This window comes from Sandarakinorhabdus sp. (genome assembly GCF_040398645.1).
GTDB lineage: Bacteria > Pseudomonadota > Alphaproteobacteria > Sphingomonadales > Sphingomonadaceae > Sandarakinorhabdus.
This window is the reverse complement of sequence record NZ_JBBATR010000070.1, coordinates 1858-11774: the sequence shown is the minus strand read 5'-3', so window position 1 is coordinate 11774 and position 9917 is coordinate 1858. Positions and strand designations below refer to the sequence as shown.

General features: G+C 61.1%; 11 protein-coding genes and 1 tRNA gene. 3 read left to right on the top strand and 9 right to left on the bottom strand.

The features are described 5' to 3' along the window. The 4 genes from ABWP50_RS12130 to ABWP50_RS12115 form a co-directional block, all read right to left on the bottom strand. Positions 1–77 (bottom strand) — tRNA-Arg (locus tag ABWP50_RS12130). A 48-nt stretch (positions 78–125) separates the two neighbouring features. Beyond that, the gene (locus ABWP50_RS12125) at positions 126–323 is read right to left on the bottom strand and encodes a hypothetical protein (RefSeq protein WP_353218247.1); all 198 of its coding nucleotides are present in this window, start codon (positions 321–323) and stop codon (positions 126–128) included. Next, a complete protein-coding gene (locus ABWP50_RS12120) occupies positions 323–601 on the bottom strand; it encodes an NADH dehydrogenase ubiquinone Fe-S protein 4 (protein WP_353218246.1) in 279 nt (92 codons plus the stop codon). The genes ABWP50_RS12125 and ABWP50_RS12120 overlap by 1 nt, the downstream gene beginning before the upstream one ends. A gap of 58 nt (positions 602–659) precedes the next feature. After that, the gene (locus tag ABWP50_RS12115; RefSeq protein WP_353218245.1) at positions 660–1673 is read right to left on the bottom strand and encodes a polyprenyl synthetase family protein; all 1014 of its coding nucleotides are present in this window, start codon (positions 1671–1673) and stop codon (positions 660–662) included. 107 nt (positions 1674–1780) lie between these two features. Here ABWP50_RS12115 and ABWP50_RS12110 point away from each other — a divergent pair, with 107 nt between their 5' ends. Then, positions 1781–2059 (top strand): chorismate mutase, encoded by a 279-nt coding sequence (locus ABWP50_RS12110; RefSeq protein WP_353218244.1) that lies wholly within the window; start codon positions 1781–1783, stop codon positions 2057–2059. A gap of 33 nt (positions 2060–2092) precedes the next feature. On the opposite strand, the gene ABWP50_RS12105 is transcribed toward ABWP50_RS12110, so the two are convergent. The 3 genes from ABWP50_RS12105 to ABWP50_RS12095 all read right to left on the bottom strand — a co-directional run bounded on the left by ABWP50_RS12105 (position 2093) and on the right by ABWP50_RS12095 (position 4508). Next, positions 2093–3406 carry a sensor histidine kinase gene (locus ABWP50_RS12105; protein ID WP_353218243.1) on the bottom strand — a complete coding sequence of 438 codons (1314 nt, stop codon included), beginning with the start codon at positions 3404–3406 and terminating at the stop codon, positions 2093–2095. 109 nt (positions 3407–3515) lie between these two features. Continuing rightward, positions 3516–4178, bottom strand: a complete 663-nt coding sequence (locus tag ABWP50_RS12100; protein WP_353218242.1) for a response regulator transcription factor — start codon at positions 4176–4178, stop codon at positions 3516–3518. Positions 4179–4241: 63 nt separating this feature from the next. Next, entirely contained in the window at positions 4242–4508 is a 267-nt protein-coding gene (locus ABWP50_RS12095; RefSeq protein WP_353218241.1) for a PepSY domain-containing protein, read from the bottom strand. Positions 4509–4841: 333 nt separating this feature from the next. Between ABWP50_RS12095 and ABWP50_RS12090 the strand changes: the two genes are divergently transcribed. Beyond that, a complete protein-coding gene (locus tag ABWP50_RS12090; RefSeq protein WP_353218240.1) occupies positions 4842–6632 on the top strand; it encodes an ATP-binding cassette domain-containing protein in 1791 nt (596 codons plus the stop codon). 4 nt (positions 6633–6636) lie between these two features. Here the strand turns inward: ABWP50_RS12090 and ABWP50_RS12085 are convergent, their stop codons facing one another. Both ABWP50_RS12085 and ABWP50_RS12080 read right to left on the bottom strand, forming a co-directional pair. Beyond that, the gene (locus tag ABWP50_RS12085) at positions 6637–7122 is read right to left on the bottom strand and encodes a GNAT family N-acetyltransferase (protein WP_353218239.1); all 486 of its coding nucleotides are present in this window, start codon (positions 7120–7122) and stop codon (positions 6637–6639) included. 7 nt (positions 7123–7129) lie between these two features. Next, a complete protein-coding gene (locus ABWP50_RS12080) occupies positions 7130–8434 on the bottom strand; it encodes a polyhydroxyalkanoate depolymerase (RefSeq protein ID WP_353218238.1) in 1305 nt (434 codons plus the stop codon). Between the two features lie 224 nt (positions 8435–8658). Between ABWP50_RS12080 and ABWP50_RS12075 the strand changes: the two genes are divergently transcribed. Continuing rightward, a partial coding sequence (locus ABWP50_RS12075; protein ID WP_353218237.1) for an ABC transporter transmembrane domain-containing protein occupies positions 8659–9917 on the top strand: 1259 nt, incomplete at its 3' end.

The window sequence follows — 9917 nt, the reverse complement described above, 5'->3', positions numbered from 1 at the left end:
TGGTGCGCCCAGCAGGACTCGAACCTGCGACCCCGTGCTTAGAAGGCACGTGCTCTATCCAGCTGAGCTATGGGCGCGCAGTCTTTGCTAATGGCGCGGCCGGCAGCGAAAATCCAGCCTGTGCTTCAGTGCCCGGCAAGATCGAGATAAGCTACGACATCATTGTCGGTCGCAATCCATAGACAGGCCTGCAAATCGTCAGGCTGCTGCGCCGCCAACGCCAGTGCGTCGGTCAAGTTTCCATAAAACAAGGTTTCAGCAACCGGATCACCGTCATCAAGCCGATAAAGGCGCACGCTGGCGGCTGCAGATGTGGTCCGCATCAGCGGAAATTGTCAGAATAGGCCTGAATTCTGAGTGTTTTCGGCGCTAGCCTCACGATTTCCACGGTTAGATCATTGGTCTGGGCATAGGCCAGGGCCGCCGCTTCGCTGGCGAAGCGCAGCTGGATTTGACCGGCCGTGAAACCGCTGCCTGTCCAGCCCGTGAGCGGATCGGCGCGCATGCGATCATCGCGTTCAAATTCCAGCAGCCATTCACCCGTGCGGGCATGGCCCGATTGCATGGCGTGTTTGGGGCGCTGATAAAGACGTGCTTGCATAATTTTGTTTTGCCGCGCCGCAGCGGGGCTGGCAAGCGCTGCTGCGCCATGCCTTGGCTCAATAAGCCCGGGCGATGGCAAATTCCACGGTTTCAGTGAGTGCTGCTCGCGCCGGGCCGTTGGCAAAACCGCCCAGCACATCCACGGCGCGCTGGCCATAATGGCGGGCGCGGGCCATGGTATCGGCAACGGCATTGGTCTGCTGCAGCAATTCGCCGGCGCGGGTTAACTCCGCATCGCCGGCAGCACGGCCGGTCATGGCGGCGCGCCAAAATTCCCGATCAGCTTCACTGCCGCGCGCATAGGCGAGGATAACCGGCAGGGTTATCTTGCCATCGCGAAAATCGTCACCGGCATTTTTACCCATGGTTTTCGCGTCTGACACATAATCAATGGCATCATCAACAAGCTGGAACGCAATCCCGAGGTAGCGCCCATAGCTGGCAAGCGCCGTTTCTGCCTTCTCGTCGCGCTCTGCAACCACAGCGGCAATCTGGCAGGCGGCTGCAAACAAAGCTGCGGTTTTTGCGCTGATGATCTCAAGATAACGGTCTTCGGTGGTGGTCACATCGCGCTGCGCCGTCAATTGTGCCACCTCACCTTCGGCGATCACCGCCGACGCCCGCGACAGGATCTTGAGCACGCGCAGCGACCCGTCTTCGACCATCAGTTCAAAGGCGCGGCTGAACAGGAAATCACCCACCAAGATGCTGGCTGGATTGCCGTACAGGGCGTTGGCGGTCACCTTACCGCGGCGAAGGCCCGATGCGTCGACCACATCGTCATGCAGCAGTGTCGCCGTGTGAATGAATTCGACTGAAGCAGCGAGGCGATAATGACGTGTGCCTTCATAGCCAAGCAGCGCCGCGCAGCCCAAGGTCAACATCGGACGCAGGCGCTTGCCGCCGCCGGCAATCAAGTGCCCGGCGAGTTCAGGAATGAGCACGACCGGCGATTGCATGCGATCGAGTATGACATGATTCACGGCGTTCATGCCCAGCGCCGTCAAAGACATCAGCGGGGCGATGGAAGGCTCACGCCCCGGCCGCAGCGGATGGATAGTCGCACTCATGTAATCTCTCTAGCCAAACGGTGGCATCCTGCAAGCATGGCCTTGCTCCCCGCGCTGCTGTGCCGCAAACGGAAAATTGCCGATGTGGCGGCGTTGGAGGCAGATTCATGGCCGATCAAGTGTTAAAAGCATTTCGTGAAAGTATCGACAACATCGATGCCGCGCTCGTGTTCATGCTGGCGGAGCGTTTCAAGATCACTCAGGCTGTCGGGCACTACAAGGCTGACAACAGCCTGCCTGCTGCGGATCCTGGCCGCGAAGCACAGCAAATTGCCCGGCTGCGCAGCCTCGCTGCCAGCGCTCATCTCGATCCCGAATTCTCAGAAAAATTTTTGCGCTTCATAATCGATGAGGTCATCCGCCATCATCAGGCTGCGCAAAGCTGATACCAACAGAGTCCGCGCGCCGAATGGTCATGATTATGGGGCACGCGGCAGGCTGAGCGTAACCAGCAAGCCGCCGAGATCTTCAGAGCTGCCAAGTCTGACGCGGCCGCCATAAAGCTCTGCAACTTCAAGCACGATGGCAAGGCCGAGCCCGGTACCGGGCTTGTCGGTGTCCAACCGCTCGCCGCGTTCGAACAAGCGGCTGCGCTTGGCCTCCGGGATGCCGCCGCCGTCATCCTCGATCTGCACGTCCACCATGGTATCGGCCGCAGCGATGGTGATGAACACGCGGCCGCCGCCATGGACGGCTGCATTCTCCACCAGATTACCGACCATTTCTTCCAGATCCTGGCGCTCGCCGCGAAATGCCGCGCCGCGGTCGCCCACCAGATCGATGGTGACGCGGCCAGCGTGAATCCGCTCGACGGTGCGCACAATCGCCTGCAACGTCGGAAACACCGGAGTGCGCGCCGTCGATGCCGACCGCCGGCCAGCCGCGCGCGACCGCGCCAATTGATAATCGACATGGCGGCGCATCACCTGCACCTGCGTTTCGATGATGCGGGCCAGCGGATCATCACGCCCGCGCGCCTCACCAAGCATGACGCTCATCGGCGTCTTGAGCGCGTGAGCCAGGTTACCGGCATGGCGCCGCGCAGCTTCGGCTTGCGCATCGCCGTGATCGAGCAGTTCGTTGATTTCGGCCACCAGCGGGGCCACCTCGGCTGGGAATTGCGCGACCACCCGCTTGGCCTTGCCCGATCTGATGGCCGCGATTGCATCAGACACCCGGCGCAGCGGCGCGAGACCGTAGATCGATTGCAACGCGGTCATAACCATCAACCCAAAGCCAAGCACCGAAAGCGACCTGATCAGGATTGATCGGGTGCGCGCGCGCTGCCGATCAAGATCGGCGCTCGATTGCGCCACCTGAAAGTAAAACTGCCGCGTACCGCCAGGCAGCCGCACACTGCGCCCGATGATCCGCAGCGGTTCTCCGGCAAAGCTGGCAGATTCGTATCGGCAGGGTTGCCGGCAATCGCGGCCACTGGGCGCCGGGCCAAGCTCACGGTCCCACAGGCTGCGCGATGGAAACGCAACTTGGCCCGGCCCTGATACTTGCCAATACAGCCCGGAATAGGGCTCGGAAAAACGCTGGTCACCCAAGGTGCGCAGCAAGCGCACTTCGCCAACCTCATCCAGCTCCGCCGAATTGATCAAGGCTTTGAGCGTGTTACCAAGTTGTTCATCAAAACTAACCGTGAGTGTTTCGTCGAGCACCCGGTCAAGCCCGATGCCGCCCAAGCCCAACAAGGCCGTGATCCAAACTGCAGCGATGACGATCATGCGCCGCCGCAGCGAGCGGCCCGTGCCGCGATCAAAAAATTCAGCTGGCCTGCTCGGCGGCGTGCCGGCTGCCTCAACGGCGGGCGCGGTCAGCACCGGCAGCGCCGCATCAGATCTGGTCGTTGAGGCTGTAACCAAGGCCGCGCGTGGTCATGATGAGATCAGCACCCAATTTTTTGCGGATGCGGGTGATGAACACCTCGATCGTATTGGAATCACGATCAAAATCCTGATCATAGATATGCTCGATCAATTCGGTGCGGCTGATTACCTTGCCCTTGTGGTGCATCAGATAGCTGAGCAGCTTGAACTCCTGCGCCGTCATCTTCACAGGCTCACCATTCAGGCTGACCCGGCCGGAACGGCCGTCCAGCCGCACACCGCCCGCTAGCAACTCCGATGTTGCCTGCCCAGCAGCGCGGCGAATCAGGGCGCGCAGCCGCGCGATCAATTCTTCAACCTGGAAAGGCTTTGCGAGATAATCGTCCGCGCCGGCATCAAGGCCAGCCACCTTGTCCGACCAGCTGTCCCGGGCTGTCAGCACCAGCACGGGCATGATGCGGCCTTCGCGCCGCCAACGGTCCAACACTGTGAGCCCATCAAGCCCGGGCAGCCCGAGATCTAGGATCACAGCATCATAGGTTTCGTTTGCACCAAGATAATGGCCTTCTTCGCCATCTCTCGCCGCATCAACGGCATAGCCGGCTTGTTCCAGCGCAGTCTTGAGCTGGTTGCGCAGGCTGGGCTCATCTTCGACAACCAGAACGCGCATGCTGCAGCCACTCCGTTAGTATGTCCGGTGCGGCGGCAGGACGCCATCCGCTTGCCGAATAAATTAATAACTCTGCTTCGTCCGCACCCGCTGCCCGGTGCGGGCATCGACATCGATGTTGATCAGATTGCCGTCCTTGAGAAAACGAAACCGATACATGCGGGTGCTCGGCTGGAAGTCAGATCCAACATATTCGCCCGGCGCTTCTTGCATGACGCGCCGCTGGATAGCCTCGAACGGCAAGATTTCTCCGGCGCGCACCATATCCTGCACGTCATTGGGAGCGGCCGCGGCCTGCCCAGCGGTTGCCAGCAACACCGGCAGCAGCAAAATCAGATGCAAATTGGAAAGCCGTGGCAGCATGTCCAAACAAAAATCCCTTTAACCAAGCCTCCGTTTGCCCGGCGGTGATTGAACCATCTGTGAACGATCCATGCATGAATCCAATGCAACATGCTGCATTTTTTGGCAAGAAGTCTAGCCGCGGTGGCCGGTGGCACGCCTCGCGGTGGTGCGAGCCGATAACAGCTTGATCGGCCGAGTCATCGGTTCTGGAGCTCAGCGCACCATCCTGCCGGACGGTGATCCACAACCGGGCACGCCGTCAATGTGCCGCCTTGCCCTCTTGCCAGCCGGCACTTCCTTCGCCACTGCCTGCCCATCATGCCCGATCCCATTCTCACCCTGGAGGCCGTTGGCCTGAAAACTGGCAGGGATTTTCTGTTTAGGCAGCTGTCCCTTACGGTCGATGCGCGTGACCGTGTAGCCTTGATCGGCCGCAACGGTGCCGGCAAATCAACGCTCATGAAGATCATCGACGGCAGCCTCGCCTTTGACGAAGGCCGCCGCGCTTCTGCATCGGGATTGCGCATCGGCCGGCTGGAGCAGGACCCGCCGATGGCGCAATTTGCCACGTTGGGTGACTATGCCATGGCCGGCGGCGCGCAGCCCTATGAAGTAGCGGCATTGGCCGACCAACTGGGGATGGATGTGGATCGGCCGGCTGCCACTGCATCGGGCGGTGAACGCCGCCGCGCCGCGTTGGTGCGTGTATTGGCGGACGCGCCCGATCTGTTGCTGCTTGATGAGCCGACCAACCACCTTGATATTGCGGCAATTACCTGGCTGGAAAACTGGCTGGACCGCAGCCGCTGCGCGCTGGTGGTGATCAGCCATGATCGCGCCTTCTTGACCCGGCTGACCAAGAATTGCCTGTGGCTGGACCGCGGTATGCTGCGCCGGGCCGAAGTCGGCTTTGGCGGCTTTGATACTTGGGCCGAGAACGTCGCTGCGGAGGAGGAACGCACCGCCCAGCGCCTCGACACGAAATTGCGTGCCGAGGAACATTGGCTGCAGCGCGGTGTGACGGCGCGGCGCAAGCGCAACATGGGACGGCTTTCAAAGCTGATGGACTTGCGTGAAAGCCGCCGCAGCCTTGATCGCGGGCCGACCACGGCGCGCATTGCCACCCAGAGCGAAGATCCAGGATCAAAAATCCTGATTGATGCCAAGCATGTGTCGGTCGGCTTTGGCGGCCGCATGCTGCTCAACGATTTGTCACTGCGGGTGCGCAAGGGTGACCGCATCGGCATCGTCGGCCCCAACGGCGCTGGCAAATCGACCTTGATCAAGCTGCTGCTCGGCCAGATCGAGCCGAATGCCGGCAAGATCACCCGCACGGCCACGCTACTGCCTACCATCATCGATCAACACCGCATGCGCCTGACCGGGCGCACTGTGCGCGAAGTGCTTGCTGATGGCGGTGAGTGGCTGGAGGTCAATGGCAGCAAGAAGCATGTGGTTGGCTATCTGAAGGATTATCTGTTCGAACCCGGCATATTGGATGCGCCCGCTGCCAGCCTTTCCGGCGGCGAACAATCGCGGCTGCTGCTGGCGCGCGAATTTGCGACACCGTCCAATCTCATGGTGCTGGATGAGCCGACCAACGATCTTGATATGGAAACCCTTGATCTGATCGAAGAGGTGATCGGCGATTATGACGGCACTGTCCTGCTGGTCAGCCACGATCGCGCCTTCCTTGACCGCGTGGTTACCATGATTGTTGCGCTGGACGGACACGGCAATGCCGATATCAGCATCGGCAGCTGGAGCGATTGGGCGGCGCGGCAGGTGCCTGCCGGGAAAGCCAAGGGCCGATCGGCTGGGTCAACCACGCCGCAAGCGCCGGGCACAACTGGCAACACCGCAAAAAAGTCCGGCAAGATGAGTTTCAAGGACGTGCGTGAACTCGGTGAACTGCCGGCGCGCCTTGAAAAATACGCCGTTGATATCTCTGCCCGTGAAGCCCGGCTTGCGGACCCAGAGCTTTACGCGAAAAATCCGGTGCGTTTTGCAGCAATCTCCGCAGATCTTGACGCTCTGCGCTCCGAACTGGAAACGGCTGAAACGCGATGGCTGGAACTGGCTGCGATGGCCGAAGGTGCCGCTGGGTAAACGGTCAAAGTCTCAGGCGCATCAGCACGTCATCCACGGGTACGCCATCGACGCGAATGGCATCCGTATCGACGGCATAAGCGCGAAATCCGCAAGCCAGATAAAGCGCAATGGCCGATGCATTGCCAATGGCCACGCTCAACACCAGCTCCTCCACCTGCCCGCGCGCAGCAGCCAGCACGGCCGCAACCAGCGAACGGCCAGCGCCAGCGCCGCGCGCTGGCGGGGCGACATACACGCCAACCAGGTAGCCGCGATGGCGGACCTTTCGGCCATCATCGAGCGCAAGCGCCGCTATGCCGAAGAGGTCACCGCCAATGAACGCGCCAAACGTGGCGCGCTGCTGCAACCGCGTTTCCCACTTGCTGATGGGCCAATCTGCCTCATCTTCGGCGGCGGCACCAAAGGCATGCGGGTGGGCACGCAGCCCCGCCAGCCGCAGCGCACGATAGGCTTCCACGTCGGCGGCCGCCAGCAGGCGCACCGTCATATCGGCATCAGGCAACCTCGACTCCGGGCGTGACGGCTGGTTCGACATGATGCGGCAACGCGACCCGCGCGGGCGCCGGCGCGACTTCGGCCATGTCGTGGGTGCGCACAAACGCTTCAACGACAGGAGCAACGTCTTCGCGCCATTTGCGGCCGTTGAAGATGCCATAATGGCCCGCGCCCATGGCCATATAATAATGCTTCTTGGATTCGGGCAGATTGACGGCCAGATCCAGCGCTGCACGGGTTTGGCCAATGCCCGAGATATCATCGCGTTCGCCCTCCACGGCCAGCAAGGCCGTGCGGGTTATGGCGGCAGGATCTGCGATGCGGCCACGATGCCAGAATTCGCCGTTGGCCAGCGCCTGGCGTTGGAACACCAGATCGATAGTTTGCAGATAAAATTCGGCGGTCATGTCACAAACTGAACGATATTCTTGATAGAACGCCTTGGTGGAATCAGCAGATTCTGCATCGCCTTCAATCAGGTGCCGGAACAATTCCCAGTGCGATTTCATATGGTTGGCAAGGTTCATCGACATGAAGCCTGACAGTTGCAGATAGCCCGGATAAACTTTGCGGCCAGCCCCTGGATACACATTCGGCACGCTCTGGATGACGTTCTGCTCAAACCACGCGAAGGGACGGTTGTGCGCGAGATCGTTTACTGAGGTTGGCGCCCGGCGCGTATCAACTGGTCCGCCCATCAGCGTCAGGCTCGGCGGCGTGCACGGATGATTGTCAGCATTCATCAAGCTAACGGCGGCCAGCGCCGGCACGGACGGCTGGCACACGGCGAGCATGTGCGTGTCGGGGCCCAGTTCCTCCAGAAAGCTGATCAGGTAATCGATGTAATCGTTCAGGTCAAAGCGGCCCGCGCTGGTCGGCACCAGCTTGGCATCCCGCCAGTCGGTGATGTAAACATCATGATCGGGCAACAAGCGTTCCACCGTGCCGCGCAGCAACGTGGCATAGTGGCCCGACATTGGCGCGACCACGAGAATGCGCGGATCGTTGCGGCCGCTCACAGCGCGCTGAAAGTGCTTCAATTGGCCAAACGGTTTGCGGGCCACAATCTCTTCGGAAACGGCCACCGAGACCCCGTCGACATTGGTGACATCAAGACCAAATGCGGGCTTGCCGCGCGGTTCGACCGCGTGCGCAAACACTTCCATCGATCGCGCCATCGATTCAGCGCCGGGTGACCAAGCCATTGGATGCGCCGTGCTGAGCAGCAGATTTGATCCTTTTTTGGCCATTATGCCAAAACCAGCCATCCAGGCTCGCTGCATCTCAAACGCCGTGTAGATCATCGTCACCCTTCCGTCAGCGGCTTGCTTTCCGCTATGCTGCACTGCCACATCGCAGGTGCAGCATAAAGGCAAAACTGTCTAATGTGCCGTGCGGTCATTGTTACGGCCGCAAGCCGGTTACAGCTAAGCTCCCGCCCCACTCCATGACCACCAGTGACACTGTGACGAGCCCAACCGCAGGCATCAGGCATTGAGCGTCCGGTTCACCCCTGTTACGAGCCGCAATGGTCTCCCGTCCGCCGAAACCGCCCTTGCCTCCTTTGGCCGAACGCAAATTGTCCCGGCTGCGGCTGTTGTGGCGGTTCGCGGGCGCTTATCCCTGGCAGCTGCTGGCAGCGCTCACTGCCCTTGCCGTTGCGGCGGCTGCCACGCTCACCATTCCGCAAGGCCTGAAAATGGTGGTGGACAATGGCTTTGCCCGCGGGAGCGATCCGGCAACGATCACGCCGTTTTTCTCGGCATTTCTTGGGCTGGTGATCATATTGGCGCTGGCGACAGCCGTGCGCTTTTACTTCGTGACGTGGATCGGGGAACGGGTGGTCGCCGATTTGCGCACCGCCGTGCAGCGCCACCTCGTCACCCTTGATCCGGTGTTCTTCGAAGAAAATCGTCCCGCCGAAATCGCCAGCCGCATCACCTCCGACACTGCAATCATCGAGCAAGTGGTGGCCACGTCGGCCAGCCTGGCGCTGCGCAACCTTGTGATCGGGGTCGGCGGCATTTTCTACATGTTCTGGGTGTCGCCGCGGCTGACCCTGCTGATGCTGCTGGTCATCCCGCTCACCATGCTTCCCATCATCTTGCTCGGCCGCAAGGTGCGCGATGTGTCCCGCACCAGCCAGGACCGCGTCGCTGATCTGGGCACCATGGTGTCAGAGGTTCTGGGTGCCATTCGCATTGTGCAGGCCTTCACGCAGGAAGGCCGCGAATCCAGCCGCTTCGCCGATGCGGTGGAGCGCAGCTTCGCCACTGCGAAAATTCGCATGCGCCTGCGCGCCGTCATGACGTCACTGGTCATTGGCCTTGTGTTTGGCGCCATCACGCTGGTGCTGTGGCAAGGCGCGCTCGATGTGATCGCTGGCACATTGTCGGCCGGTTCGATTGCCGCCTTCGTGTTTGCCGCAGCTGTGGTTGCCGGAGCCTTTGGCACGCTGACCGAGGTCTACGGCGACTTCATGCGCGCTGCCGGTGCTTCGGGCCGGATGGAGGAGCTGTTGGCGGCCCGCCCTGCAATTCGCGCGCCGGCCACGCCTACCCCGCTGCCGGCAACCTCTCAGGGGTTGCTGGAACTGAAGGATGTCCATTTCCATTACCCCTCAAAACCCGACGCGCCGGCGCTGAACGGCTTCAGCTTGACTGTGTCGCCAGGTGAGACGGTGGCCGTTGTTGGGCCGTCCGGCGCTGGAAAATCGACGTTGTTTCAGTTGGTCCAACGTTTTTATGATCCCGAAGCCGGGGAACTGCGCATTGACGGCGTCGCCTA